The sequence below is a fragment of the Pseudooceanicola sp. genome, assembly GCF_041987405.1.
Lineage (GTDB): Bacteria > Pseudomonadota > Alphaproteobacteria > Rhodobacterales > Rhodobacteraceae > Pseudooceanicola.
Genome location: NZ_JBHIWR010000001.1, coordinates 610752 through 636390, shown reverse-complemented (window position 1 = coordinate 636390; position 25639 = coordinate 610752). Strand labels below are relative to the sequence as shown.

The window sequence follows — 25639 nt, the reverse complement described above, 5'->3', positions numbered from 1 at the left end:
ATAGGACAGCGGATCGGGGGAGGGAAGGGCGGGACATCCGGCCCCGGGGAATGACAGGGGGCCGGGTGACGGCATGACGTCCAAAGCAAAACCGCCATGGGCCGCGATCATCGACCGGATACTGTCGAACCTGCTGGAGGGCTGGCATGTTATCCGCACGCGCGGACCAAACCAGGTGCAGTTCTGGCTGATCGCCCTGGCGGTCGGCATCGCCAGCGGCGCGGCGGCGCTCGGCTTCCGCAAGGGGATCGAGGCGCTTCAGGCCTATCTCTACCGGACCGAGGACATCACCCGCCTCTCCACCTTCGCCGGCGATCTGCCCTGGTACTGGGTCCTCGCCATCCCGATCCTGGGCGGGCTGACCGTCGGCGTGATCCTGCATCTCTTCACCCCCGATGGCCGGGTCCGCTCCGTCGCCGATGTGATCGAGGGGGCCGCGCTCAACAACGGCCGGGTGGAGGAACGGGCCGGGCTCGCCTCCGCCGCGGCCTCGCTCATCACGCTCAGCACCGGCGGCTCGTCGGGGCGGGAGGGACCGGTGGTCCACCTGGCCTCCGTGATCTCCTCCCGCGTGCTGCACTGGATGAAGGCCGACGGCGTGACCGGCCGCGACCTTCTGGGCTGCGCCGTGGCCGCTGCCGTCTCCGCCTCCTTCAACGCGCCGATTGCCGGGGCGCTCTTCGCGCTGGAGGTCGTGCTGCGCCACTTCGCCATCCACGCCTTTGCGCCGATCGTGATCGCCTCGGTCGCGGGCACGGTGATCAACCGGCTTGAATTCGGCGGGGTGACGGAATTCACCCTCCCGGCCGCGTCGATGCTGCAATTCTACGAAGAGCTCCCGGCCTTCCTGATCCTCGGCGCGATCTGCGGGCTCGTCGCCGGCACCCTGATGCGCTCGATCTTTGCCGCCGAAGACGTGGCCAGCTATGTCCAGCGCCGCTATCACGTGCCGCGCTGGCTGCGCCCGGGCCTGGCCGGCGCGCTGCTTGGCATCCTGGCGATCTGGTTTCCGCATATCATCGGGGTCGGATACGAGACGACCTCGCTCGCGCTGACCGGGCAGATCCTCTTCTGGCCCGCTGTCTACCTGACGGTGATCAAGACCCTGGCCGTCTCCATCACCATCGGCGGCCGGATGGGCGGCGGGGTCTTTTCCCCCTCGCTGATGATCGGCGCCCTGACCGGGCTCGCCTTCGGCCATATCGCTACGGCCATATTCCCCGATGTCTCCGGCTCCGCCACGCTCTACGCCCTCGCCGGCATGGGCGGGGTCGCGGCGGCGGTGCTGGGCGCGCCGATCTCGACCACGCTCATTGTCTTCGAACTCACAGGCGACTGGGCCACGGGCCTGGCGGTGATGGTCACTGTCTCGATCTCCACCGCCATCGGCACCCGGCTGGTGGACCGCTCCTTCTTCCTGACTCAGATCGAACGGCGCGGCGTGCACCTCGCCGCCGGTCCACAGGCATACCTCCTCGGCCTCCTCAAGGCGCAACAGGTCATGCGCCCGCGCGGCGACAAACGCGCCCCGCCGGATGAGGAGTGCTGGGAAAGGATCGAGGCGGGCGACTACATCGACGCCCAGTCCACGCTGGAGGCCGCGCTGCCGGCCTTCGACCGCTCCGGCGCCGTCTACCTGCCTGTGGTGCAGCTTACCCGGGCCGACCAGCCGCCCGACCTGCTGGGCGCGCTCTACCACGTCGACGCGCTGCGCGCCTACAACCGCGCCCTCGCCGCCACCGCCGCCGAAGAGCACAGCTGAGGGGGCGCTGCCCCCTCTTGAGCCCGGGGGCTCAATTCACCCCTGGGATATTTCCGGCAAAAAGAAAGCCGGGCGCCTCTCCTGATTTCTTTTTGCGTCAAATATCCCCGCCGGAGGCATCCGACACCCGCCCGGCGGATACGGCCTCAGGCATGGGCGTCATCGGGCGCCCTGGGCAGCAGCGGCCGGATCGCGCGCAGAAATCCGTCGACATAGGTCAGCATGACCGGCACCACCACCAGCGTCAGCAACGACGACGAGATCAGCCCGCCGATCACCGCATGGGCCATCGGGGCGTTCTGGCCCGACCCGCCATGCAGGTTCAGCGCCATCGGCGTCATGCCAAAGATCATCGCCAGCGTGGTCATCACGATCGGCCGGAACCGGGTCGTACCGGCCTCCACCAGGGCGTCGAAAAGGTTCAGCCCCCCGCGCCGGTGCTGGTTGGCATTGTCGACCAGCAGGATCGCGTTCTTCACCACCAGACCCATGAGCATGATGAACCCGATGACAGAGAACATGTTCAGCGTCGAACCCCCGACCAGCAGCCCCAGCATCACCCCGATCAGCGCCAGCGGCAGCGAGGACATGATCGCCAGCGGCTGCACGAAGCTGGCGAACTGCGAGGCCAGCACGAGGTAGATGAACACCACGGCAAGCGAGAGGGCCGCCACCGCGCTGGCGGCGGATTCGGCGATCTGTTCGCTGTCCCCGCCAAAGCCGATGCGGTAGCCCGGCGGCAGGTCCAGCGCGGCAATCGCCTCCTGAATCGCGGGCTGGGCGGTACGAATGTCCAGCCCCTCTAGGCCGGAGGTCACCTGAACCGATCTTTCCCGGTCCTCGCGCGTGATCTCGCCCGGGCCGCGCGACGGCTCGACCACGGCGATCTGGTCCAGACGCACGACACCGGTGCCATCGGCATTGGTGGCCACGGGAAGCGAGCCGAGTCGGCTGGCATCGTTGCGCACCTCTTCGGGCAGGCGCAGCAGGACGTCATAGCTGTCGCCGTCCGGCGCGGTCCAGTCCGACACGGTCTGCCCGGCGATCATCGGCGACAGCGCATTGCCGACCTGGGCCAGCGACACCCCGAGGTCCGAGGCCGCGTCGCGGTCGACCCGGATGCCGATGGTCGGCTGCGGATCGTCCAGGCTGGTGCGCACATCGGCGAAGCCGGGATGGGCGGACAGGCTGTCGGCCAACTGGCGCGACAGGCGACCAAGCACATCCAGATCCTCGCCGAAGATCTTGATCGCCACCGGCGTCGCGACCCCGCCCCCGAAGGACCCGGCATCGCCGACGCGGAACTTGGCGCCCGGCACGGCCTGCAGCGCCTCGCGCAGCTGCGGGGCCAGCTCCGTCGGGGTGACCTCGCGCTCCGTCGGCTTGCTGAGCCGCACGATGACGGAGGCGCTGTTTTCCCCGGAATTGGTGCCGGAGTTGACCGTCGCGTAGGTGCCGATGACCTCCGGGAACTGGCGGGTTATCGCATCCACCTGCACGATCTTTTCCGCCGTCCGGTCCAGCGAGGTGCCGACCGGCAGCTCCAGATCGACCTGAAGTTCGGAGTTGTCCGCAGGCGGCACGAATTCCGCCCCGACAATCGGGAAGAGCGCCAGCCCGCCGAAGAAGAAACCGAGCGCGGCCAGCAGGGTCGTCTTGCGCCATCTCAGCACGACGCGCAGCAGCCCGCGATACCGGCGTCCGAGCCAGTCGAAGAAGCGTTCGAACTGGTGGATCAGCCGCCCGACGGGCCCGCGTTTGACGTTTTTGTCCGCCGCCGGATCATACCAGACCGAGGACATCATCGGATCGAGCGTGAAGGACACGAAGAGCGAGATCAGCACCGCGACCGACACGGTCACCCCGAACTGCAGGAAGAACCGGCCGAGGATCCCCTCCATGAAGGCTACCGGCAAAAAGACCGCCACGATGGACAGGGTGGTGGCAAAGACCGCCAGCCCGATCTCGTTGGTCCCCTCCAGCGCCGCCTGATAGTGCGACTTGCCCATATGCAGGTGGCGCATGATGTTCTCGCGCACCACGATGGCATCGTCGATCAGGATGCCCACTGCGAGCGACAGCGCCATCATCGTCATCATGTTGAGCGTGAAGCCCAGGAAGTAGATCGCCGCCATCGTCCCGATAATCGAGATCGGCAGTGTCAGCCCGGTGATGACGGTCGAGCGCCAGGAATTCAGGAACAGGAACACGATGGCCGTGGCCAGCAGCGCCCCCTCGATCAGCATCGACTGGACCGACTCGAAGCTCTCCTCCACCGGGACGGCATTGTCGCGGATGATCTCCAGCGTGATACCGGCATAAAGCGGGTCGTCCGACAGCGCCTCGATCGTTTCGCGCACGGCCTCCGCCACGGCGACGGTATTGGCGCCCTGCGTCTTCACCACATCCACCGCCAGCGCGCGGTGGCCGTCCAGCATGGCCAGGCTCTCCGGTTCGGCCAGATCGGTGCTGACCTGGGCCACATCGCCCAGACGCACCGGATATCCGCCGCGCCGCGACACGATGATGTCCTCGAAATCCGCCAGCGCCTTGATCCGCCCCTCGACCTGCACCGATTGCTTGCTGGTGCCTTCGGTGACGGACCCGGCGGGCAGGTCGGTATTGTCCGCCGCCAGGGCACCCACGATTTCCGACGCCCCGATCCCCAGGGCCGCCTGACGGTCCGGGTCGATCAGCACATGCACCTCGCGCGGCAGACCGCCGACGACAGAGGCGCGCCCGACGCCGGGGATATTGGCTAGCCGGGTGGCCAGCTGATCCTCGGCCAGGGCCGTCAGAAGGCCGGTGTCATAGAGATCGGAGGTGATCCCGACCGAAATGATCGGCAGCTCCGACGGATCGAACCGCAGGATCTGCGGGTCGTCGGCGTTGTCGGGCAACTGCCCCTGGATCTGCGCGATCCGGTCGCGCACATCCTGGGCCGCAACGGCGCTGTCGACCTCCAGATCGAACTGGATGATCGTCATGGCCGACCCGGTGCGCGCGGTCGAGCTGATGGAATCGATGCCCGACAGGGTCGACACCCCGTCCTCGATTGGCTTGACGATGTCACCTTCCACCGCCTCGGGCGTCGCCCCGGGGTAGGAGGTCACCACGGCGACCACCGGAAAATCGACCTCCGGCAGCTGCTCCACCGGCAGGCGCTGGTAAGAGAACAGGCCGATGACGAAGATCGCCACCATGATCATCGTGGCGAAGACGGGCTGGTTGACGGATATCCGGGTCAGGAACATGACTCAGTCTCCGACCACGGTGATCTGCATGCCGGGCTGAAGACGCGGCAGCGGGGCGGAGACGATGACATCCCCCTCCGCCAGCCCCTCGGCAATCTGCACGACGCGCCCGCGGTCCCATTCGGCCGCCACCGTCACCGCCTGGCGTTCGACCCTGTCGCCCGCCCGTTTCAGCACGAACGTCCCGTCCGTGTCCTCCCGCAGCGCCGCGACCGGAACGCCGATCGCCCCCTCGACCTGGTCCAGAACCAGCAAGCCGGAGGCAAACATGCCCCCGCGCAGCACGCCGTCGGGATTGTCGATCGTGGCAAAGATCGGCAGCATCCGGGTGCCGGAGACCGCAACCGGGGCGACCCGTTCGACCGTCCCGGCAAAGCTGCGGTCGCCAAAGCCGTCGACGGCGATCTCGACCCTCTGTCCGGTGGTGATCTGCGGCGCATAGGCGACGGGAACCGCCCCCTCCAGCTCCAGCGAGGCGATATCGACCAGCGTCATCAGTGCAGTTCCCGGGCCGACATAGGCCCCGGGATCGACCATGCGCTCGGAAATGACACCGGGGAAGGGGGCCTTGATCGTCGCCTTCTCCATCGCCTGTTCCGCCGTGGCGACCTGTTTTTCCAGTGCCGCCAGATTGGCGCGCAGCTGGCGCACGTTCGCTTGCGTGCTGTCGAGGTTGGAGGAGGTCGCAACCCCCCGGTCCACCAGGCTCTGCGTCCGGGTGAACTGCTCCTGCGCGAATTCCAGCTGGGCGCGGGTGGCCTCGGCCGTGGCGCGGCTTTGCTCCAGCTGGTTGCGCAGGGTCTCCAGATCAATCTGGACCAGGGTCTCCCCCTCGACCGCGGCCTGGCCTTCCTTCTTGGCGACCCGCTGCACCCGGCCCGACACTTCGGCCGGAATGCCCAGCTGGCGCACCGGCGCAAGCGATCCGGTGATCCGCACGGTGTCGCGCAGGGTGGCGGGGGCAATCTCTGTCAACTCGCTCGGCAACAGCTGCATGGTGACAACACGCGGCTCTTCCTCGGCCGCAGGGGGAAGCGCTTCGGCCGGGGTCTCTGCCTCGGTCGCCACCTGGGCGGGGATCACCCCGCGATCCTGTGCGACCCAGGCCGCCGCGCCAAGGCCGACGATCCCCAGTACGACCCAGGGCCAGCGCCGCCTGGGCGCACGGCGGCCTTCGCTCTCGGCGGTCTTCGCCTTGCGTTCGCGCCCGGTCAGGGCCCAGTCTGGTTTCGGGGCTTCAGGTGTCTTGTCGGTCATATCAATCCCTCAACGGCTTCCGTTGCGATCGGGCTGGTCCTCGGCATCCAACGTGGCGGCCCAGTGTGTTAGAAATTCGGCGGAGCGGCGATAGAACTCCGAAAACTCCCGCACCTTGGCGCGCTTTCCGGCGGTCTCCTCCGCGAAGTCATCGGCAATCTCGTCGATCTGCGCCGCATTGCGACGGAACCGCAGGGCCAGACTGTCCAGCAGGCTGCGATGCGGCTGCGTTTCCACGCGCCAGTGATCCTGCCGCGATCCACGCTGTCCGACGCGCGTGGCCATGCCCCGGGTTTCCAGCAGCCGCACATTGGTCGACACCGAAGCCTTGGAGACCTCCAGCGCCTCGGCAATCTCGGTCAGGCTGCAAGGCCCGTCCGCCAGCACCAGATGGCCCAGGATGCGGCCGGCAATCGGCGGCATGCCCTCGCCATGGGCAATCAGGCCAAGCGTTTCGACAAAACGGTCTTCGGGTGTAGCGGGCATGGAATCCTCTCGTTCACTGCGTTCAATACAAACTGAACGATGAATAGGCAACCCCTCTCTCACGCGTCCGCTGCGGACGTCGCGGCACAAAAGAAAACCGCGCCAGCAGGGGCGCGGCAGAACCTCAGCGAAGGAGAGTCCGGGTCAAACGCGTTCGACGGTCACGAAATCGGTGGCGTAGAAGGCCAGGTGATCCTTGATCCGCGCCACGTTCTCCGACGGCTCCTCATAGGACCAGGCCGCGTTCTCCAGCGTCGTGCTTTTCGTCACGATCGAGAAATAGCTCGCATCGCCCTTCTTGGGGCAATGGCTGCTGTGATCCGTCCGGTCGAGGAAGGCCATGGCGATATCGCCGCGCGGGAAGTAGATCACGGCGGGATAGTCGCCCTCGATCAGTTCCAGCGCGTCCCGGCTTTCGCCCAGCACCGCGCCGCCCGCACGAACGGTCCAGGTCCCCTCGGCCTTGCGAATGGTAATGTCTGTCATATGTCCCTCCCGGCAGGCCATTTCGCCTTTGCCCTCACTGTGCAACAGCGAGATGACAATTCCGCGTTCTGGTCAGAGTTTTTCCGTCGCCGCGGCAAACCATTGAGCGCACTCCTCGGGGAGGAGAGGGCCAACCTTGTCGCGGCAGATGTCGTGATAGCCATCTATCCACGCCCGTTCCTCCGGCGTCAACATTTCCGTCGCGATCAGTCGACGGTCGATTGGCACCCAGGTCAGCGTTTCAAAGTCCAGCATGTCGCGATTATCGCCCCCGCCGACCGGATCGGCAGGCTGCACCACGATCAGGTTTTCGATCCGGATGCCGAAGGCCCCCTCGCGATAATAGCCCGGCTCGTTCGACAGGATCATCCCCGGCTGCAGCGCCACGTCACCGCCTCGCGCCAGACGCTGCGGCCCCTCGTGCACGCAAAGGTAAGCGCCGACGCCATGCCCGGTGCCATGGTCGTAATCCATCCCCGCCAACCACAGTGGATACCGCGCCAGCGCATCCAGATGCGACCCGGCCACGCCGCGCGGGAACCGAACGCGCGATATCGCGATCATCCCCTTGAGGACAAGGGTAAAGGCGCGTTTCTCCTCCGCCCCGGCCTCGCCCACGACGAGGGTCCGGGTGATATCGGTGGTGCCGTCGGGATACTGCCCGCCACTGTCCAGGACGATTAGCTCGCCCTCGGCCAGTTGCCGGTTGGTCTGCGTCGTCACCCGGTAATGCGGCAGCGCACCGTTCGGCCCGGCCCCGGCGATCGTGTCGAAGGAGATCTCGCGCAGCATGTTGGTCTCGCGCCGGTACCCCTCAAGCGCCCGCACCAGGTCGATCTCGCTCAGCGCCGTCTGATCCGACCGGTCGAACCAGGCCAGGAACCGGCACATCGCCACTGCATCCCGCAGATGCGCGTCGCGCATGCCCTGAAGCTCCCCGGCATTCTTGCAGGCCTTGGGGATGCGGCAGGGATCGCTGCCATGCCGCGCCTCGATCCCGGCCTCCGCCAGCATGTCCGCCACCGCCTGCGGCGTCGACTGCGGGTCGATCCGCAGCGGCCCGCCCGTCTCGCGCAGCACCTCCGCCAGATCGCCCTCGGGCCGCACCGCAACCTCCGGGCCGAGGTGATCCGTCACATCCGCGCATTTCGCCGGGTCGGTCAACAACACCGCCGTCCCGTCCGCGCGGAGCAGCGCGAAGGCATGGACGATCGGGTTGCGCGGAATATCTGCGCCCCGGATGTTGAAGAGCCAGGATACGCTGTCGGGCAGGGTGACCAGCGCCGCCGCCTCGCCGGTCGCGGCGATCTCCTTCGCCAGCCGGGCCCGCTTCGCATCATGCGGCTCGCCCGCGAATTCCAGCGGATGCGCGGTGATCGCGGCGGCGGGCGGGGCGGGCTGGTCGGCCCAGATCCGGTCGATCAGGTTCTCTACCCGGCGGAAGGTGATCTTCGGCAGATCGCGCTCCAGCCGCCCGATCTCCTCCATCGTATGCAGCCAGGGGTCAAAGCCCAGTACCGCGCCATCAGGGAACCGCTGCGCCAGCCAGCCGACATGGGTCTGCGCGGGCCAGTCCATAGGGGTGAACACGTCCGCCACCTGCGCACGCACCTGCACCTTGTAACGCCCGTCGACAAAGACCAGCGCCTCCCTGCCCGTGATCAGCGCAAAGCCGGCCGAGCCGGTGAACCCCGTCAGCCAGGCCAGCCGATCGTCATGCGGCGCGACATATTCCCCCTGGAACCGGTCCGCCCGGGGGACCAGAAAGGCGTCGATCCCCTCCGCCGCCATCTCCTCGCGCAGCAGGGTAAGGCGCGGCGGCCCCTGATCAGGAGAGCTGGGGCTGTCGAAGGTCTGGAACATCACATATCACTCGGCTTTTGCGGGACCCGCCGGAGGGCGCTGCCCTCCGGACCTCCCGGGATATTTCTGGCAAAAAGAAGATCAGGAGGCTTTCTTGATCCCCGCAAACCGCGCCCGCGCCCGCGGGTCGGCGTCAAACAGCGCGGCCAGCTGTTCGGTCATTGCGCCCGCCAGCTGATCCACATCGGTGATCGTCACGGCACGGTCGTAATAGCGGGTCACGTCATGGCCGATGCCGATGGCCAGCAGTTCGACCATCTTCTTCTTTTCCACCATGGCGATCACGTCGCGCAGGTGTTTTTCGAGGTAGTTCGCCGGGTTCACCGACAGCGTGCTGTCATCCACCGGCGCCCCGTCCGAGATCACCATCAGGATCTTGCGCGCCTCGCGGCGGCCCACCATCCGCCGATGCGCCCATTCCAGCGCCTCGCCGTCGATGTTTTCCTTCAGGAGCCCCTCTTTCATCATCAGCCCGAGGTTTTCCCGCGCGCGCCGCCAGGGCGCATCGGCACTCTTGTAGATGATATGGCGAAGGTCGTTCAGGCGGCCTGGCTGCTGCGGGCGGCCATCGTTGAGCCAGCCCTCGCGGCTCTGCCCGCCCTTCCAGGCGCGGGTGGTGAAGCCCAGGATTTCCACCTTGACCGAGCAGCGTTCCAGCGTCCGTGCCAGAACATCCGCACAGATCGCCGCGATGGAGATCGGACGCCCCCGCATCGAGCCGGAGTTGTCGAGCAACAGGGTCACCACCGTATCGCGGAACTCCATGTCCTTCTCGACCTTGAAACTGAGCGGCGTCGTCGGGTTGGCCACCACGCGGGCAAGACGCCCCGCATCCAGCACGCCCTCTTCCTTGTCGAACTCCCAACTGCGGTTCTGCTGCGCCTGCAGCCGCCGTTGCAGCTTGTTGGCCAGCCGCCCGACCGCGCCTTTCAGCGGTTCGAGCTGCTGATCCAGATAGGCGCGCAGCCGTTCCAGCTCCACCGCGTCGGCCAGATCCTCGGCCGCGATTTCCTCGTCATGCTCGGTCGAGAAGACGGTGTAATTCGGGTCCGCTTCGGAGGCGGGCGGCGGGGGCGGCGGCTCCAGCGGGGCCTCGCCCTCGGGCATCTCCGCCTCTTCGCCCATCTCCTCCTCGGCCATGTCGTCCATCGACACGCTGGCCTCCGACGGGTCCTGCTGTTCGTCCTGGCTCTGCTCCGGGCTGGCCTCGGCCTGCTCGTCCTCGTCCTGATCGCCGGTGCTGTCGGGCTGTTCCTCTTCGTCCTGACCGTCCTCGCTGGCCTCGTCCTGATCGTCGTCCGACCCGTCGGGGTCATCGCCCAGCTGATCGCCATAGCCCAGGTCTTCGATCATCTTGCGGGCGAACCGCGCGAATTCTGCCTGGTCCGAGAGCTTTTCGTCGAGGTTCTGCAAGGTCCCCCCGGCCTGGGATTCGATGAATCCGCGCCACAGCTCCATCACGTTCTCCGCGCCCTGAGGCATCGGGCGGCCGGTGGCGAGGTGGCGGATCAGATAGCCCGCTGCAACCGGCAGCGGCGCATCGGCCATCTTGGTGATGCCGTCATAGCCCGCGCGCCGCGCCTCCGCCCCGATCTTGGCGTCGATATTGCCCGCCGTACCCGGCATGTCCCGCGCGCCCATGGCTTCGCACCGCGCGGTTTCCATCGCCTCGTAGAGATCGCGTGCCATCTGGCCCGGAGGGGCGAATTTCGCGTGCGTCCCCGCGTCGTGATAGCGGTGGTGCATCGCCAGCGCATCCGCCGTGCCGCGGGCCAGCAGCACCTCGTCCTTGGTCATCCGGCGGCTGATCTGCGGCAGGCGCATGTTGTCGCCCGACGTCCCCGAGGGATCGACGGAATAACTGACGTTCAGCTCCGGATCGTCGGCCATGACCTTGGTCGCCTCGGCCAGGGCCTTCTTGAACGGATCGGCGGGATTGTCGCTGGTTTTGCTCATGGCAGAGGTAAAGCACTCCGCGCCGTCCTCGGCAAGCGCTTCGCGGCGTGAGAAGGGCAGGCCGAGGCCGCTCATGCGGGTATGTTGGCGGGGGATGACATGGTGACATTGCGTCCGAACCCGGCGGCGCGGTCAAGGGGGGCACCCCGGTGACTGGCGATCAGGAGATCTGTGGGATCAGGTAGAGGCACCGGTGCCGCGCGGCCCGGGCCAGCGTGGCGGCCTGGCGCGCCTCCGCCTCATCCGTGCTGAAAAGCGCACGCTGCAGCAAGGCCGCCTGGGCGAACTTGGCCTCGATCCGGCGGGCGAGGACCTCCCGCCCGCGCTCCGGCGGACGGATGGCATCCACCAGGTCGATCATCGCCGCGCGCTGGCGCGTGACCTCGTCCGGGTTCTCCGCCACCAGCCATTTATGCTCCATCTCCGCCGAAAGACGCCCGGCGCAGGCGGCAAAGACCATGAGCGGATTGGAGATTTCGTCCGACGCGGCGGTGCCGGTTGCCGGGGCAACCAGTCCGAATACCAGGGCGAGGGTACATAACCGGCTCATAAGACAAGCGTAGCGCACATTTCTTAATCGAAAAGACAGAAAGATGCGAATTTCCGGCGATGTTGTGAAGAAATCGCTTGGCGGCGGAGTGCTGCGTGCCGCGGCCCGCGCGACTCGCAATCTGTGCACAGACTCTGTGCGGTGAGCGGCCTACCGTGCGCCGATAGAAGGGGCAATATCCAGGGCATCGAAACGCAACACAGGAATTCAATGATGTCCCGCACCCCCCGTATCGCCCTCATCGTCTCCTCCACCCGCGACAGCCGCTGGGCTGACGTCCCCGCGCAATGGATGCTGAAACAGGCCCAGGCCCGCACCGACATGGAGGTCGAACTGGTCGACCTCAAGGATTACGATCTGCCCCTCTTCAACGAGGCCGCGTCGAACATGTGGATGCCCAGCACGGATGAAAAAGCCGTCGCCTGGCAGGAAAAGCTCGACCAGTTCGACGGCTTCATCTTCACCGTGGCGGAATACAACCACTCCATCTCCGGCGCGCTGAAGAACGCGCTGGATCAGGCCTACACGCAGTGGGTCCGCAAGCCGATGACGGCGATTGCCTACGGCGGCACCGGCGCGGCCCGCGCGCTCGAACACCTGCGCAACATCGCGGTGGAGCTTCAGATGGTCCCGGTCCGCGGCGCGGTCCACATCGGCGGCGCCGATTTCTTCAAGGTCCACCCCATGGGCGGCGGTGCTGCCATCGAAGAGATCGAGGAAAACCTCGCCCCCGCCGCCACCGGCGCGCTCGACGATCTGGTCTGGTGGGCCAACGCCACCATGGCCGCGCGCGATGCGGACGAAGAGCGGGCGGCGGCGTAACTGCGTTGCTCCGACGCGGGTCATCTCCGGGCTCGACCCGGGGATCTCCCGACGACCTTCGTTCCTCCCGCCCCCGGCGCGCGCTTTCCCCGGGCCTGACCCGGGGACCCCGAGATCCCGGTCGCGTCCCCGCGCCACGTCATCCTCGGGCTCGAACCGAGGATCTCGTACCGCTCTCGCGCCCTCTGGCCAAAGTTCCCCGGCTCAAGCCCGGGGATGACGCCAATATACGGACGAGAAAAAGAAAGGGCCGCGCGATGCGGCCCTTCTTCCGGTTCAGCTCGCCGCCGAGGCCGCGCTCTCCGGCAGTTCCTCGTCAAAGCAGCGCTGGTAGAACTCCGCCACCGTCTGCCGCTCCAGCTCGTCGCATTTGTTGAGGAAGGTCAGCCGGAAGGCATAACCGATATTGCGGAAGATCTCCGCGTTCTGGGCCCAGGTGATCACCGTCCGCGGCGACATCACGGTCGACAGATCGCCGTTCATGAAGGCCGTCCGCGTCAGATCCGCCAGCCGCACCATCTGGCTGACCGTCTTGCGGCCCTTCTCGTTATTATAGTGTGGCGCCTTCGACAGCACGATCGCGGTTTCCGCGTCATGGCTGAGGTAGTTCAGCGTCGCCACCAGGGACCAGCGGTCCATCTGCGCCTGGTTGATCTGCTGCGTGCCGTGATACAGGCCCGTCGTATCCCCCAGACCCACGGTGTTCGACGTCGCGAACAGGCGGAAATACTTGTTCGGCGTGATGACTTCGTTCTGGTCCAGCAGCGTCAGCTTGCCGTCATGCTCCAGCACCCGCTGAATCACGAACATCACGTCCGCGCGCCCCGCATCATATTCGTCAAAGACGATCGCCGTCGGATTGCGCAGCGCCCAGGGCAGGATCCCCTCGTGGAACTCCGTTACCTGCTTGCCGTCGCGCAGCTTGATCGCATCCTTCCCGATCAGGTCGATCCGGGAGATATGGCTGTCGAGGTTCACCCGCACACAGGGCCAGTTCAGCCGCGCGGCAACCTGTTCGATATGAGTCGATTTGCCCGTGCCGTGATAGCCCTGAACCATCACACGGCGGTTATGCGAGAACCCGGCAAGGATCGCCAGCGTCGTATCCGGGTCGAACTTGTAGGTCTGGTCGATGGCGGGAACGCGGTCCGAGCGGTCCTCGAACCCCTTGACCACCATGTCAGTGTCCAGGCCGAAAACGTCACGAACCGAAAGCTCTTCGGTCGGTTTTGCGTTGATATCGGTCATGCCCTCGGCCATGGTCGCCCTGTCCTTTCCTTTCGCGGGGCTTGCTTGCAGCCCACGCCGCAACATATCGAAGCGAAAGGTGAGGGAAAGGGCAAAATGGTCGTCCCGCGGCCATTTCCGGGCGCGACCCGGGAAAGGAGCATGATGACCACACGGCAGGAGATCGAAATCCTGATCGACAAGGTCGCCGCCGGCGACCGCGAGGCCTTTGGCCTGCTCTACAGTCATACCTCCGCGAAACTCTTTGGCACCGTGCTGCGTATCTTGAGAACAGAAGCAGAAACGGAAGAGGCGGTTCAGGAAATCTACGTCAAGGTCTGGCGCAACGCGGGGCGCTACAGGGCAGGCGGCACCAGCCCGATGACCTGGCTGATCACCATTGCCCGCAACCACGCCATCGACAGGCTGCGCGCCCGCCGCGCCGCAGGCGGAGGCCTGGACGAGGCCGAGGCCGTGGCGGATGAAACCCCGGGGCCGGAGGCGCTGGCCATGGCGTCGTCGGACCGGACACGGATCGTCGATTGTTTCGGACGGCTCCCCCTGGACCGGGCCGAGGCGGTGAGACGCGCCTATCTTGAGGGCGACACATATGCCGATCTGGCATCGCGGTTCGAAGTGCCGCTGAACACGATGAGAACCTGGCTGCGCCGCAGCCTTTTGACACTAAGGGAATGTCTGTCGGAATGAGCGACGCGGATACCATAGGAGACGATGACGACCGCATCCTTGCGGCGGAATACGTCCTCGGCCTGCTCACCGACGATGACCGCCGGCGGGTGGACGACCGGCTGGGCGGCGATCCGGCCCTGCGCGCCGAAGTGGCGCTGTGGGAGGAAAGCTTCGTCGCCCTGACCGACCCCATTCCGGAGGTCACACCCCCCGAACGCCTGTGGCGCGCGATCACCTCGGCGCTGGATACGCCCGTGGTCACCGCCCCGAAACGGCGCGGCTTCGGCATCCTTGGCTATGCTCTGGGCGGTGTTCTGGCCGCGGGCCTGGCCTGGGTGGTGATCAGCTCCGGCATCATGACCCCCGCCGCGCCCGAGTATCAGGCCCGCATCGCGGCCGAGGACAACGCCGTCGTCTTTGCCGCCGCCTTCGACGAGGACACCGGGCAACTGGCGCTGGAATATCAGGCCGGGGCACACGCGCCCGACCGCTCCTTCGAATTCTGGCTGATCGCCGACGGCGAGGCGCCGGTCTCGGTCATCGTCTGGCCCGACGGCTCGCAGGCAGAGGTCGTGACCCTTCCCGCCGACCTCGCCGCCAAGATCCCGGGCGCAGTCCTGGCCATCTCCGACGAACCGGCCGGCGGCTCGCCCACGGGGCAACCCACGGGTGATGTGCTCGCAGTCGGCCCGGTGCAGGAGATCTAGTCGGGCCCACCCTGCAGGACGTCCATGGCGCACGATATTGCTGGAGCGGGTCGCATCTGCTGGCTGACCCCCCGAAACGGCGCGATAAAAGGGCCGACGACCCTCGACCCGTTGCAGCTTGTGATGCCGAGATGCGCGGCGCTCGTGTCGGCGCGCCGGCAAGCCGCTGGTTCCCGCGCGAAACCGTCTGGAATTGGTGGTGATGGACTTTGGCTCTGCGGGACGGAGCGGGCGAACAGGTCTCAGATATCAACCGTAGCAATCGGGCCATTGCGGTGGTTCGTGGTGAATAAAGCGAAGGACGGCTTTGAGCCCAAAGTGGTCCTTGTAAGGGAGTATCAAATGCCAGATGGTGACAACATCAGTGTCGGAAATTGGCGCTCGAGACAGGGCATGCCGTTGCATTGGGACGAAGCTTTGGGTGCCGTAGAGAACTCATCGGACAGAGATACACTTGAACGTCACCTGACGGCGATGGCTGAGATTGCGAGCGCCGAGCATCGCCGCGAGATAGAACCTGAGCTAATCGAGCATTGGGCTGGTGACCTGCGGAACCACCAGTTTTTCAATTCGGTCGCCCTCATGATTGCTGAAAAATATGCTGCAGGGCTTCTGAGTTACCGAACCTGCGACTGCATCATGAATGATTTGTGGCGGGCGTGGCTTTCAGGATTCGAGTCGGGCACGATGGTGCCCGATCCATTCTATGAGATATACGAAGCGTTCGATGCGGGCGAATATCACAGGTCTCCTGAAAAAACTGATGATCCGGTGAAGGACCATACTGATCCTCGAATAACTGAAATTTTATCCCGGTCCTCGTATTCGATGACATAATAGAACTGCCACGTGTCTTTGGACGTCCGCTTTGTCCGCAGACCTGACCTTAGCAGCACGCGCAGAGAACGCCCGCTCCCCGCCCAAATTGTAGATTGATGTACTGTCCACCAATGAGCAACATGCCCCCCTAGCTCACATTCCCCCCCAACCCAAAACCGCCCCTCACGCCCCTCACTCGCGGCAACGGCCCCTTAACCGCACCAACCCCATGTCATCGCAACGATCAGATCACCTGAAGGTCCGGCTGTCCTTGATCTGGTCCCCGGCCCATACGACCAGCCCCCACCACGGCGCTGTTTACGCTTGAACCCGCCGCGATGTGCTGAAATTCAAGGCACATCGAAAACGGGGGGCGCATCGTGCAGAAACTGTTTCGGGGTCTCGGACCTGCCGTCGCCCATACCCCCCTGACGGAGGCGCTGCGCGCCGGGCTGGGGGCCGTCCTCGGCCTGGGCGTCGCGGGCCTCTTCCTGCTGTCACCGGCAATTGACCTGAAACACGGCCTGTTCCTGGTCGCGCCCTTCGGGGCCACCTCCGTCCTTCTTTTTGCCGTGCCGAACAGCCCGCTGGCGCAGCCCTGGTCCGCTGTTGTCGGCAATACCGTCGCGGCGCTGGTCGGCGTGGCGGTCTGTCTGACCGTGCCCGACCCGGCGCTGCGCATCGCCCTTGCCGTCGGTCTGGCCATCACCGCGACGATCCTGTGCCGCGCCGTCCATCCCCCCGCCGGCGCGGTGGCCATGACCGCCGCGATGAGCCCGGAGGTGATCGAGGACCTGGGCTTCCTCTTCGCTCTCACGCCGATCGCGATCGGCACCGTGATCCTCGTCGCCCTGGCCGCGCTCTACGCCCGGTTGACGGGGCGGCACTATCCCTTCCGCCAGTTCGACGATCCCAACCGCCACGGCACCCAGGACCAATCGCCCGTCACCCGCCTGGGGCTGAGCGAGGAGGAGCTGACCGCAATCCTCGACCGCTACCGCCACTCCTTCAACCTCGGGGTGGAGGATCTGGCCCGGCTCGTCGGCGCGGCGGAACTGCAGGCGGCCACGCACCGCACCGGCCCGGTAACGGCCCAGGACATCATGTCCCGCAATCTGGTGACCGTCACCCCCGACACCCCGCTGGCCGAGGTCGCGCGACTGTTCCGCGACCACCGCTTCACCTCACTGCCCGTCGTGGGCGAGGGGGACCGGTTCCTCGGCGTGATCTTCCAGATGCATCTGATCATCCGCGCGCAGGAGGATGCGGACCGCCTGAACCGCGGCCTCCGCGCCGCGCTGAAACGGCTGATCGACCCGTCCCGCGACCGGCCCGTTCAGGCAATGGATGTGATGAGCGTCGCCGGCCCCCGCGCCACCACCGGAACACCGATTGCAACGCTTCTGCCCCTGCTGGCGGATGGAGAGGTTGACGCGGTGCCGGTCCTGGAACGGGGCAGGCTGGTCGGCATTGTCACCCAGACCGATCTGATCGCCACCCTGGCACGTCACAGCCTGGCCCCGGCGACCGAGTAACGACCCGGGCCGACCGGCCTACTTGAAGTTCCGGCTGTCCTTGATCTGATCCCAGGCCCAGACGACCAGCTGCAACTGTTCTTCCTGCGACCGATCCCCGCCGTTCATATCCGGGTGCAGCACCTTGATCAGCGCCTTGTAGCTCTTGCGCACCTCGGCCTTGGTCCAGCTGTCCTTGGCCTCCAGGATCTCGATCGCCCGCCGCTCCGTCGCGGGCAGCCGCCGGGTCGTCGCCCCATTGCCGCCGCGCCCCGGATTGCGCGTCGCATTCTGGCCTAGCACCTGATGCGGATCGTCGATGCCCAGACGCGCCCAGGCCCGCGCCTCCGGATCGCCCAGGGGCTTGGTCTTGCGGTCCCAGACCTTGTCGTCGCTCATCTGGGCGTTCATCTCGGCCTCGGTCTTGCCGTCGAAGAAGCTCCACTTCTGGTTATACTCGCGCACGTGCTCCTTGCAGAACCAGTAGTAGTCATCCAGCACATCCGGCGCCTTGGGCGCACGGTATTTGCCCGCCTCTTCACACCCGGGATGTTCGCACACCTTCTGCGAGGTTTCAGACGCGCCCGTCATGCCACGTCGGCCGCGCGGGGACTTCTTCTTTGCAGATGAGACCGACATGTCGAATCCGAAGGGGTCCGTCTTGGCCATGGGATGTCCTTTCCGAGTCAGGCGATGGAGTTTAGACTGTCTGTCCCGAGATTGAAGAGGCGAGGTCAGAAAAAATGTTGGTATCGGCAGAGATACGCGAACGGCTGGAAGAGCGGTTTTCGCCTCAAGAGATTGAGGTCGTTGACGAAAGCGAAAAACATATCGGTCACGCGGGCTATCAGGAAGGCGGGCAGAGTCACTTTCATGTGCGTATGCGCGCCCGGTCCCTGGCCGGTCTGTCCCGTCTGGCCCGCCACAGGGCCGTCCATGACGCTCTCGGGGCCGACCTGATCGGGCGCATCCACGCCCTGGCCCTCGACCTGTCGGACTAGCGCCGGACGCCGCCCGGCCTATTCGGCAGCGGCGGAGCGGGACTTGGCGTCGGCGCCCGCGCGATCCGCGGCATCTTGATCCTCGTCATCCGTCCCGGTCGCCGGGTCGGTCCGCTCATCCGTCTGCGCGGCCTCGGGCGGGCTGTCCTTGCCGCCCGCGACGCTGGCCGCACGGCGCTGCAGCAGGCGGGACAGGCCGGGGGCCTCATCCGGCCCGGGTGCATCTTCCGCCTCGTCTTGCGACGACGCCTCCGCGGCGGGCAGCATCAGGGGGGCGTCGGTTTCGACCGCCCGGGGGTCAAAGGCGCTCAGATCCGCGGCGGAGGCCCGGCGAAAGATCAGGACACTGCGAAACACGGTCTGGGTCTTGGTCAGCCCCGATTTCTCCTCCGACGGCAGCGTCTCCGCCCGCTGATACTCCCAGCCCTCGGCGGCCATCTCGTTCATCAGCTGCTCCAGCGACAGGGCGAACCGGCCCTCGGGCCCACGCACGCCGCGTCCCTTCTTTCCGCGCACCGGCGCGGGGACCACCTTGTATTCATACCTGTTCATGCCAACAATCCCTGTGCGGCCGCCCCTGCCTGCGACGGCCCTTTCGGACCAAGTATCCATATTTCCGCCCGGAATTCGAAAGCTAATCCCGCCCAACGGGCAAAACCCCCGCGGCTGTGGCCTTCGTGCAAACCGGGGCGCGAGTTATTTCCGGATGCGCATCGGCGCACCGACCCAATCGGGCACCGGCAGCTTCGCATGCTCCGCCAGAACGGCGTCCAGCTTGGCCTTCACCGCCTCCGGATAGGGCGCGACCCGCGGCCCCGACTGGTCGATATGCAGCGATATTCCCTCGCCCGTGGCCGCGACCCAGCCATCCTGATGGAACAGCTCCTGGCAGAAATGATAGGCCTTGGGCCCCACATCCAGCAGCCGGAAGGACACGCGGACCCTGTCGCCCAGATGCAGCTCCCGGACATAGCGGATGCGGAATTCGGCGGAATAGGTCGTATGCGTGCCCCCCGCGGTATAATCCCATCCCAGCCCGAACATCTTTGCCAGCTCATCGACCCCGGTATCGAACAACACGCCGTAATAGGCCATGTTCAGATGACCGTTCTGGTCGATCCAGTCGGGTTTGATATCCATCGGGTCTGACAGGAAAATATCGCTCAAGATCTCACTCCAAGTGGCAGCCCGACCCAATCGGGCAGGGGCCACTCTGCCTGTTCCGCGGCCATCTCTTCAAGCGCTTTCCGCCGCGCCTCCGTATAGGGCGCCACCTTCCGCGCCTTGATGTCCACATGCAGGTTGACCCCCTCCGCCGTCGCCGCGATCCAGCCATCGGAATGGAACAGCTCCTGACAATAATGGAACGCCTTGGTCCCGACCTTCACCACCCGGAACGAACACCGCACCCGATCCCCCAGGTGCAGCTCCCGCAGATAGCGGATGCGGAAATCGGCGGTCATCGTGGTGAACCCGTGGCTCTTGCGATAGTCATCGCCGAACCCCAGCTTGCGAAATCCGTGATTGCACCCGACGTCAAAGAGCACGCTGTAGTAGGCCATGTTGAGATGGCCGTTAAAGTCGATCCACTCCGGCAATATCTCCATGTCTTCGCTTAGGAAATGGCCATCTATGACCTCGCCTGACATATTGCGGCGGTAGGGATCTGGGGTCATGTGCGGGCTCCGTCTGGTGTCTTGACCCTTTGGTAGAATGGGTGAACGGCGGAGTAAACGGCCAACGACCCATGTGGCGCGCAGCGTTGACTTGAAGGGCGGTTCCCATAGGCTCTGCCCATGCGGATCAAAGAGAAAACAGACACCCGTTTGACCCTGACCGACGATCAGGCGGTCAAGCGTATCGCCCTGACGATCCTTGGCGTCCTGCTGATCGGCGGTGGTCTTTGGATGGCCATGTCCGGCGACTGGATTGCCCTGCCAATCGCGGCCCTGGCAGCTGCGGGGCTTTATCTCTACGCCAAACGCAGCGCCATCCGGTCCGTCCTCAAGATTGATCGCGCCGCCGACAGCGTCACGCTGACGGTAGATGATCGGACCGGGTCGCAGACATGGACCTGGCCCCTGTCAGACGTCCAAACCGCCGAGGTAAACACTCGTGGGCAACAGGGCACGGACTCGGGCATCGACCGCCCCGACCTTGTTCTGAAGGATGGCACCCGCGTGCCCATGCGGCCCTATCATTCCGCCGGCAGCCAAAGCTGGCACGCCGTCGCCGCGATCAAGCTGTTTCTGGGCCAGGACCTCGATGATGCCCCCGTTGGCTGGATCCCGCCCGAACAATTCGACCAGCTGTTCGGCGAAGAAATGGCACGCCACTACAAGTGATCCCGCGTCACGAAGAAGGCCGGGCAGGGCCAACCCGTCCCGCCCGCGTCACCTCATGGCGGTAGGGCGGGGTTCCACCCCGCCGGCCCACCCGCCGCCGAAAAAACACCGACGCAATACCGACGTAATACCGACGTGCCACCGACCACAGAATCCCCAACAATAAAGGCCGGAGACGCCCTCGCGTCCCCGGCCTTCCAAAACCACCGTGCGCCCCGTTAACCCGGCGCGCGGGGGGCTACACCGCCCTCAAAGCCCCAGCTTCTGGCTCACCATCTGGTTCACCGCCGCCGGGTTCGCCTTGCCGCCCGTGGCCTTCATGACCTGGCCGACAAACCAGCCCGCAAGCTTCGGATTCTGCTTGGCTTTTTCTACCTGAGCCGGGTTCGCCGCGATCACCTCGTCCACCGCCGCCTCGATGGCGCCGGTATCGGTGACCTGCTTCATCCCCTCGGTCTCCACGATCTCCTCGGGGTCGCGGTCCGAAGTATAAGCGATTTCAAAGACATCCTTGGCGATCTTGCCGCTGATGTCGCCCTTCTTGATCAGCGCCACGATCTGCCCCAGGCGCGCCGGGGAAATCGGGCTCGCCTCGATCTCGTGATCCTCTTTCTTCAACCGGCCGAAGAGCTCGTTGATGACCCAGTTCGCGGCCAGTTTTCCGTCCCCGCAGGCCGCCACAACCTGTTCAAAATAATCGGCATTTTCCGTCTCTGCCGTCAGGACGGAGGCATCGTAATCCGACAGGCCCATATCCCCGATGAACCGCGCTTTCTTCTGGTCCGGCAGCTCCGGCAGGGAGGCCGCGATGTCATCCACCCAGCCCTGTTCGATCTCCAGAGGCAGCAGGTCGGGGCAGGGGAAGTACCTGTAATCATGGGCTTCTTCCTTCGACCGCATCGACCGCGTCTCGTTCTTGTCCGGATCGTAAAGCCGCGTCTCCTGCACGACCTCGCCGCCCGCCTCGACAATCGCAATCTGCCGCCGCGCCTCGACCTCGATCGCCGCCTGGATGAACCGCATGGAGTTCATGTTCTTGATCTCGCAGCGCGTGCCCAGATGCGAAAAGTCCTGCGTTTCCTGATACTTCTCATACTGCCCCGGCAGGCAGACCGAGACGTTCACATCCGCCCGCAAATTGCCGTTCTGCATGTTCCCGTCACAGGTCCCCAGGTACCGCAGGATCTGCCGCAGCTTGGTCACATAGGCCGCCGCTTCCTCCGGCCCCCGGATATCGGGGCGCGAGACGATCTCCATCAGCGCCACACCCGTCCGGTTCAGATCGACAAAGGACATCGCCGGATCCATGTCATGGATCGACTTGCCCGCATCCTGTTCCAGGTGGATCCGTTCGATCCGCACCAGCCGCGCCACCCCTTCGGAAAGCTCCACCAGCACCTCGCCCTCGCCCACAATCGGATGATAAAGCTGGGAAATCTGGTAGCCCTGCGGCAGGTCAGGATAGAAATAATTCTTCCGATCGAAGGCGCTTTCCAGGTTGATCTGGGCTTTCAGACCCAGCCCGGTGCGCACCGCCTGTTCGACGCAGAATTCGTTGATGACGGGCAGCATCCCCGGCATGGCCGCATCCACGAAGGCGACGTTGGAATTCGGCTCGGCCCCGAATTTCGTCGACGCGCCCGAGAAGAGCTTGGCGTTGGAGGAGACCTGCGCATGGATCTCCATCCCGATGACCAGTTCCCAGTCATGCTTTGCCCCGGCGATCACCTTGGGCTTCGGCGCTTCAAAAGTCAGGTCCAGCATGGCGGCCTCTCATGTCCCGTATCGAGAGGCGTTCTAGGCCAGCGGCGCAAGGGGGGCAAGGGGCGCGACGGCGCCGGGTCAGAGTTGCGCGGCGGCGCTGACGGCGCCGGGCAACGTGGTGAGGGCCAGCGCCATTCCCACGGCGCCCTGGGCCCGCCGCGTGGCCGCGGCGATCCGGCCCGACGACAGCGGGCCCAGGTGCGACGCGCCGGGCAGGGCATCGGCCCGTGCCCAGACCTGCGGATGCAGTTCCGTCAGGTGGCGTTCGGTCAGGTCCGGCAGGGCGGCATGAATGCGCGCGCGGGTCTCCAGCGCGGCAGCGGGCAGATCATCCGGCGCCGCCTCCGGGTCCATGCCGTCGGCATAGGCGGCAAAGAGATTGGCCAGAACCGGATCGGGCCGCGATGTCAGGATGGCATGCATCCCTGCGATAAAACGCTGTGTATCAATCACTTCCCCCGCCAGCGGATCAAGGCGCAGCGCATCAAACCACATCCAGGTATAGCCGCCGTCGGCCCAGATGTGACGCATGTCCCGTGCCACCTTCTGCGCGGTCTCTTCCAGGCGCTCATGGGTCCCGAACCAGCGCGGCAGCAGATGCACGCCATAGGCCCGGATGCGGCCGGGATTGTCCCGGTCCGTGGTCACGGAGGCAATATGCAGATCATCCACGCGATCCATGGCCCGTGGGTCCGCCGCCAGAAGGTCGCATCGCGTCGCGGCGATCTCCGCACTTTCGGGGGCCTGGGCCGTGGCGCGTTCGATCAGCGTCGCCGCCTCCTCGAACCGTTCAAGGAAGCCGTCACTGGGATCCGACGGCAAGGCATAGGGATCGACCTGACCCTCATAGGCCCAGGCACACTCGATCTGCGCCCGGGCGACGACCAGCGCGACCCCCCAGGCGTTTTCATGTTCTTCGGCGATCTCCTGCAACGCGAGAATGCCGCCCGGCACCTCCGTATCGCCCTGGCTTACCGCCCCGCGCGCATGCCGCACCGCATCCGACCGCGCCCCGTCCGCCAACAAGGCGGCCATGGAGACACCGGAGAGCGAGGAGGCGCGCTTGCGATCCGTTTCCGCGATCAGTTTGGCCAGCATGTCCCAACGATCCTGCCGGGCCAGATCCTGCCCCTTGGAGAAATAGACATTGCGACCGCGGTCCTGCACCGTTTCACCGCGCACGGGCAATTTGGTGCGGGCGGTCGTCTCGGCGGGGGTCGAGGTCTGCTGTTGGGGGGTCGGCATCGGGGGCTCCGTCATCTGTTGCCGACACTCTGACCCGTCTTTCGGGCCGAAACGCGGCGCCCTTCGGGTCATTGCGAGAAAATCCCGGGCCAGCCTGTCGACATCGCGGCACATTGATGGCCGATCCCGCATGATCTGGGCAATCCGGTGTGAACCAAGGCAAAGCTGCCCGATCCTCGCCACCGGGCTTAATGGGGCGGGGCCAGTTCAGGGACTGTCCGCCAAGCCGGGAAACCGCACATCCGTCAGCCGGGCCTTGAAGAAGGGGAAATAGTCTGCCGTGCCGACATGGTTGCCCACCTCCGCCGCAAAGGGAATGACCAGCCCGCCGACCTCGCGATGGTCAGACAGGGTGCCGCCAAAGGGCTGAACTCGATAGGTTTTCTCCGAGTTGGCATTGCTCCACCGGGGCAGGGTGATCTCCACCGCATGTCCCGCCGCATTCAGGGTGATCTCCGCGCTCTGCTCCATCCCATCGCGGGTGATCGTGACCCGTGCCCGTTGATCGTCGACCGCCTCCCATGTCACCCCGGGTTGCGGCAGGACGGAACTGGGCAACCAGATCACCGCCTCCGCCACCGACCGCCCGAAGGCGGAGCGTCGGTGATCCGCATCCCCGCCGACCCGCGCCACGGGGATCAACCCTGCCAACCAGAACCGTGTCCAGCCCTCGCTGTCGGATCCCGAAACCCGCATCCCGCCCCGCATCCGCGCCTGCCAGAGAAAGCCCTGCACCCCGGCAAGAACCTGCCGCGCCTGCATCTCCAGCGGCCTGGGCGCCTCCAGCGAGCCAAGGTCGAACCGGCCGGTCATCTCGATCTCCGCAACGCGGTAAAGGGGCGTGCCAGGCCGGATCGCCCCCTCGAAGAACCGCCGCGCCGGGGCGGGCAGATCGGCGACCATCGCGGGATCGAACCGACCGCTGGCCTCGGCCACGAGACCACGCAGCCGGTCCATCTCCGCCCGGTCACGCCGCAGATCGCTCCACCGCCAGAGGGCGAGCGCAGCGAGCAGGAGAAGGACAAGCAGGATCAGGAAGAGCAGGATGCGCATGACGGTCTCCGAAAGATACTCGCCGATCTTCCACCCGCCGCCCCGCAGCGTCCTTGCGGCAGGTCAACTTGCCTACCGCCCGCCAGCGACATCCACGACGGTGCGTGTGACGTAGGAGGCGCTGTCGGATAGCAGCCAGAGGATCACCTCCGCCACTTCCTCCGTCGATCCGGGGCGGCCGAGGGGCGGGGTATGGCCGATACTGTCCAGCCGCTCCGGCTGCCCGCCCTTGGCATGGATCTCGGTCTCAATCAGCCCCGGCCGCACGGCATTCACCCTTATCCCTTCGGCTGCCAGCTCATCCGCAAGGCCGATGGTGAAACAGTCGATCGCGGCCTTGGAGGCGGCATAATCCACATATTCACCGCCCATCCCCTTGCGCGCAGCTGTCGACGAGACATTGACGATCTGCCCGCCCGCGCCCCGCCGCATCAGCGCCACCGCCGCCTGCGCGACAAGGATCGCGCCCACGGTGTTCACCGCGAACATTCGGGTCAGCCGCTCCGCCGTCAGATCGGCGAGGGAGGCGCGCTGATCCACGATCCCGGCATTGTTGATCAGATGCAGTGGCAGGGCGGGGTCCGCCGCCTCGGCCATCTCCGCCCCCAGTCGCGCGATCTCCGTCGCGTCGCCGACATCGGCCTGAAGCAAGGTCACCGTCGCGCCCTTGGCCCTGGCGTCCTTGGCCACCGCCTCCGCCCCTTCCCGGTTGCGCCCGTAGTGCAGCAGCAGATGCTGCCCCGGTGCCGCCGCCAGACGCGCGCAGGCCGCGCCGATGCCGGAGCTTGCGCCGGTGATGAGTAGTGTTCTGTCCATATGTCCCGGGCCTCGCGTTTCA

The 25639-nt window shown here is 65.8% G+C and carries 24 protein-coding genes; 8 read left to right on the top strand and 16 right to left on the bottom strand.

Features of this window, described 5'->3' with window-relative positions:
• Nucleotides 1-73: 73 nt before the first annotated feature.
• Nucleotides 74-1762 (top strand): chloride channel protein, encoded by a 1689-nt coding sequence (locus ACFC2Y_RS03080; protein WP_375173585.1) that lies wholly within the window; start codon nt 74-76, stop codon nt 1760-1762.
• Nucleotides 1763-1908: 146 nt separating this feature from the next.
• On the opposite strand, the gene ACFC2Y_RS03075 is transcribed toward ACFC2Y_RS03080, so the two are convergent.
• The 7 genes from ACFC2Y_RS03075 to ACFC2Y_RS03045 form a co-directional block, all read right to left on the bottom strand.
• A complete protein-coding gene (locus ACFC2Y_RS03075) occupies nt 1909-5016 on the bottom strand; it encodes an efflux RND transporter permease subunit (RefSeq protein WP_375173584.1) in 3108 nt (1035 codons plus the stop codon).
• 3 nt (nt 5017-5019) lie between these two features.
• Nucleotides 5020-6273 carry an efflux RND transporter periplasmic adaptor subunit gene (locus tag ACFC2Y_RS03070; RefSeq protein ID WP_375173583.1) on the bottom strand — a complete coding sequence of 418 codons (1254 nt, stop codon included), beginning with the start codon at nt 6271-6273 and terminating at the stop codon, nt 5020-5022.
• 9 nt (nt 6274-6282) lie between these two features.
• Entirely contained in the window at nt 6283-6759 is a 477-nt protein-coding gene (locus tag ACFC2Y_RS03065) for a GbsR/MarR family transcriptional regulator (protein WP_375173582.1), read from the bottom strand.
• Between the two features lie 144 nt (nt 6760-6903).
• Nucleotides 6904-7245 carry a DUF427 domain-containing protein gene (locus tag ACFC2Y_RS03060; RefSeq protein ID WP_375173581.1) on the bottom strand — a complete coding sequence of 114 codons (342 nt, stop codon included), beginning with the start codon at nt 7243-7245 and terminating at the stop codon, nt 6904-6906.
• A gap of 72 nt (nt 7246-7317) precedes the next feature.
• Entirely contained in the window at nt 7318-9108 is a 1791-nt protein-coding gene (locus ACFC2Y_RS03055; protein ID WP_375173580.1) for an aminopeptidase P family protein, read from the bottom strand.
• Nucleotides 9109-9189: 81 nt separating this feature from the next.
• Nucleotides 9190-11064, bottom strand: a complete 1875-nt coding sequence (cobT, locus tag ACFC2Y_RS03050; RefSeq protein WP_375173749.1) for a cobaltochelatase subunit CobT — start codon at nt 11062-11064, stop codon at nt 9190-9192.
• Nucleotides 11065-11224: 160 nt separating this feature from the next.
• On the bottom strand, nt 11225-11614 hold the full coding sequence (locus ACFC2Y_RS03045) for a hypothetical protein (protein WP_375173579.1): 390 nt from the start codon (nt 11612-11614) through the stop codon (nt 11225-11227).
• Nucleotides 11615-11827: 213 nt separating this feature from the next.
• Between ACFC2Y_RS03045 and ACFC2Y_RS03040 the strand changes: the two genes are divergently transcribed.
• A complete protein-coding gene (locus ACFC2Y_RS03040) occupies nt 11828-12436 on the top strand; it encodes an NADPH-dependent FMN reductase (protein WP_375173578.1) in 609 nt (202 codons plus the stop codon).
• A gap of 276 nt (nt 12437-12712) precedes the next feature.
• Here the strand turns inward: ACFC2Y_RS03040 and cobS are convergent, their stop codons facing one another.
• Nucleotides 12713-13696: a cobaltochelatase subunit CobS gene (gene cobS, locus ACFC2Y_RS03035; protein WP_375173577.1), complete on the bottom strand. Its 984-nt coding sequence runs from the start codon at nt 13694-13696 to the stop codon at nt 12713-12715.
• Between the two features lie 132 nt (nt 13697-13828).
• On the opposite strand from cobS, the gene ACFC2Y_RS03030 reads away from it, so the two are divergent.
• The 4 genes from ACFC2Y_RS03030 (at nt 13829) to ACFC2Y_RS03015 (ending at nt 17414) form a co-directional block, all read left to right on the top strand.
• Nucleotides 13829-14371 (top strand): sigma-70 family RNA polymerase sigma factor, encoded by a 543-nt coding sequence (locus tag ACFC2Y_RS03030; protein WP_375173748.1) that lies wholly within the window; start codon nt 13829-13831, stop codon nt 14369-14371.
• A complete protein-coding gene (locus ACFC2Y_RS03025) occupies nt 14368-15060 on the top strand; it encodes an anti-sigma factor domain-containing protein (protein WP_375173576.1) in 693 nt (230 codons plus the stop codon). The genes ACFC2Y_RS03030 and ACFC2Y_RS03025 overlap by 4 nt, the downstream gene beginning before the upstream one ends.
• Nucleotides 15061-15084: 24 nt before the next feature.
• Nucleotides 15085-15897, top strand: a complete 813-nt coding sequence (locus ACFC2Y_RS03020) for a hypothetical protein (protein ID WP_375173575.1) — start codon at nt 15085-15087, stop codon at nt 15895-15897.
• Nucleotides 15898-16259: 362 nt separating this feature from the next.
• Entirely contained in the window at nt 16260-17414 is a 1155-nt protein-coding gene (locus ACFC2Y_RS03015; RefSeq protein ID WP_375173574.1) for an HPP family protein, read from the top strand.
• 18 nt (nt 17415-17432) lie between these two features.
• On the opposite strand, the gene ACFC2Y_RS03010 is transcribed toward ACFC2Y_RS03015, so the two are convergent.
• Nucleotides 17433-18062: a DnaJ domain-containing protein gene (locus tag ACFC2Y_RS03010; protein WP_375173573.1), complete on the bottom strand. Its 630-nt coding sequence runs from the start codon at nt 18060-18062 to the stop codon at nt 17433-17435.
• Nucleotides 18063-18136: 74 nt separating this feature from the next.
• Here ACFC2Y_RS03010 and ACFC2Y_RS03005 point away from each other — a divergent pair, with 74 nt between their 5' ends.
• Nucleotides 18137-18394 (top strand): BolA family protein, encoded by a 258-nt coding sequence (locus ACFC2Y_RS03005; protein ID WP_375173572.1) that lies wholly within the window; start codon nt 18137-18139, stop codon nt 18392-18394.
• Between the two features lie 18 nt (nt 18395-18412).
• On the opposite strand, the gene ACFC2Y_RS03000 is transcribed toward ACFC2Y_RS03005, so the two are convergent.
• The 3 genes from ACFC2Y_RS03000 to ACFC2Y_RS02990 form a co-directional block, all read right to left on the bottom strand.
• Nucleotides 18413-18946, bottom strand: coding sequence for a DUF4177 domain-containing protein (locus ACFC2Y_RS03000; RefSeq protein WP_375173571.1), 534 nt, complete (start codon nt 18944-18946; stop codon nt 18413-18415).
• Between the two features lie 144 nt (nt 18947-19090).
• On the bottom strand, nt 19091-19561 hold the full coding sequence (locus ACFC2Y_RS02995) for a thioesterase family protein (RefSeq protein ID WP_375173570.1): 471 nt from the start codon (nt 19559-19561) through the stop codon (nt 19091-19093).
• On the bottom strand, nt 19558-20070 hold the full coding sequence (locus ACFC2Y_RS02990; RefSeq protein ID WP_375173569.1) for an acyl-CoA thioesterase: 513 nt from the start codon (nt 20068-20070) through the stop codon (nt 19558-19560). The genes ACFC2Y_RS02995 and ACFC2Y_RS02990 overlap by 4 nt, the downstream gene beginning before the upstream one ends.
• Nucleotides 20071-20220: 150 nt before the next feature.
• Here ACFC2Y_RS02990 and ACFC2Y_RS02985 point away from each other — a divergent pair, with 150 nt between their 5' ends.
• Complete coding sequence (locus tag ACFC2Y_RS02985; RefSeq protein ID WP_375186397.1) at nt 20221-20739, top strand: hypothetical protein; 519 nt, start codon at nt 20221-20223, stop codon at nt 20737-20739.
• A 249-nt stretch (nt 20740-20988) separates the two neighbouring features.
• Here the strand turns inward: ACFC2Y_RS02985 and gatB are convergent, their stop codons facing one another.
• The 4 genes from gatB to ACFC2Y_RS02965 all read right to left on the bottom strand — a co-directional run bounded on the left by gatB (nt 20989) and on the right by ACFC2Y_RS02965 (nt 25617).
• Entirely contained in the window at nt 20989-22503 is a 1515-nt protein-coding gene (gene gatB, locus ACFC2Y_RS02980; RefSeq protein WP_375173567.1) for an Asp-tRNA(Asn)/Glu-tRNA(Gln) amidotransferase subunit GatB, read from the bottom strand.
• 78 nt (nt 22504-22581) lie between these two features.
• The gene (locus ACFC2Y_RS02975) at nt 22582-23748 is read right to left on the bottom strand and encodes a hypothetical protein (RefSeq protein ID WP_375173566.1); all 1167 of its coding nucleotides are present in this window, start codon (nt 23746-23748) and stop codon (nt 22582-22584) included.
• A 207-nt stretch (nt 23749-23955) separates the two neighbouring features.
• Complete coding sequence (locus ACFC2Y_RS02970) at nt 23956-24801, bottom strand: DUF6544 family protein (protein ID WP_375173565.1); 846 nt, start codon at nt 24799-24801, stop codon at nt 23956-23958.
• Nucleotides 24802-24873: 72 nt separating this feature from the next.
• The gene (locus ACFC2Y_RS02965) at nt 24874-25617 is read right to left on the bottom strand and encodes an SDR family oxidoreductase (RefSeq protein WP_375173564.1); all 744 of its coding nucleotides are present in this window, start codon (nt 25615-25617) and stop codon (nt 24874-24876) included.
• Nucleotides 25618-25639: the final 22 nt, after the last annotated feature.

What these genes read in the sequence shown, in the direction of transcription:
- ACFC2Y_RS03080 (WP_375173585.1), top strand. Translation starts at nt 74, where the DNA reads ATGACGTCCAAAGCAAAACCGCCATGGGCCGCGATCATCGACCGGATA.
- ACFC2Y_RS03075 (WP_375173584.1), bottom strand. Translation starts at nt 5,016, where the DNA reads ATGTTCCTGACCCGGATATCCGTCAACCAGCCCGTCTTCGCCACGATG.
- ACFC2Y_RS03070 (WP_375173583.1), bottom strand. Translation starts at nt 6,273, where the DNA reads ATGACCGACAAGACACCTGAAGCCCCGAAACCAGACTGGGCCCTGACC.
- ACFC2Y_RS03065 (WP_375173582.1), bottom strand. Translation starts at nt 6,759, where the DNA reads ATGCCCGCTACACCCGAAGACCGTTTTGTCGAAACGCTTGGCCTGATT.
- ACFC2Y_RS03060 (WP_375173581.1), bottom strand. Translation starts at nt 7,245, where the DNA reads ATGACAGACATTACCATTCGCAAGGCCGAGGGGACCTGGACCGTTCGT.
- ACFC2Y_RS03055 (WP_375173580.1), bottom strand. Translation starts at nt 9,108, where the DNA reads ATGTTCCAGACCTTCGACAGCCCCAGCTCTCCTGATCAGGGGCCGCCG.
- cobT (WP_375173749.1), bottom strand. Translation starts at nt 11,064, where the DNA reads ATGAGCAAAACCAGCGACAATCCCGCCGATCCGTTCAAGAAGGCCCTG.
- ACFC2Y_RS03045 (WP_375173579.1), bottom strand. Translation starts at nt 11,614, where the DNA reads ATGAGCCGGTTATGTACCCTCGCCCTGGTATTCGGACTGGTTGCCCCG.
- ACFC2Y_RS03040 (WP_375173578.1), top strand. Translation starts at nt 11,828, where the DNA reads ATGTCCCGCACCCCCCGTATCGCCCTCATCGTCTCCTCCACCCGCGAC.
- cobS (WP_375173577.1), bottom strand. Translation starts at nt 13,696, where the DNA reads ATGGCCGAGGGCATGACCGATATCAACGCAAAACCGACCGAAGAGCTT.
- ACFC2Y_RS03030 (WP_375173748.1), top strand. Translation starts at nt 13,829, where the DNA reads ATGACCACACGGCAGGAGATCGAAATCCTGATCGACAAGGTCGCCGCC.
- ACFC2Y_RS03025 (WP_375173576.1), top strand. Translation starts at nt 14,368, where the DNA reads ATGAGCGACGCGGATACCATAGGAGACGATGACGACCGCATCCTTGCG.
- ACFC2Y_RS03020 (WP_375173575.1), top strand. Translation starts at nt 15,085, where the DNA reads ATGGCGCACGATATTGCTGGAGCGGGTCGCATCTGCTGGCTGACCCCC.
- ACFC2Y_RS03010 (WP_375173573.1), bottom strand. Translation starts at nt 18,062, where the DNA reads ATGGCCAAGACGGACCCCTTCGGATTCGACATGTCGGTCTCATCTGCA.
- ACFC2Y_RS03005 (WP_375173572.1), top strand. Translation starts at nt 18,137, where the DNA reads ATGTTGGTATCGGCAGAGATACGCGAACGGCTGGAAGAGCGGTTTTCG.
- ACFC2Y_RS03000 (WP_375173571.1), bottom strand. Translation starts at nt 18,946, where the DNA reads ATGAACAGGTATGAATACAAGGTGGTCCCCGCGCCGGTGCGCGGAAAG.
- ACFC2Y_RS02990 (WP_375173569.1), bottom strand. Translation starts at nt 20,070, where the DNA reads ATGACCCCAGATCCCTACCGCCGCAATATGTCAGGCGAGGTCATAGAT.
- gatB (WP_375173567.1), bottom strand. Translation starts at nt 22,503, where the DNA reads ATGCTGGACCTGACTTTTGAAGCGCCGAAGCCCAAGGTGATCGCCGGG.
- ACFC2Y_RS02975 (WP_375173566.1), bottom strand. Translation starts at nt 23,748, where the DNA reads ATGCCGACCCCCCAACAGCAGACCTCGACCCCCGCCGAGACGACCGCC.
- ACFC2Y_RS02970 (WP_375173565.1), bottom strand. Translation starts at nt 24,801, where the DNA reads ATGCGCATCCTGCTCTTCCTGATCCTGCTTGTCCTTCTCCTGCTCGCT.
- ACFC2Y_RS02965 (WP_375173564.1), bottom strand. Translation starts at nt 25,617, where the DNA reads ATGGACAGAACACTACTCATCACCGGCGCAAGCTCCGGCATCGGCGCG.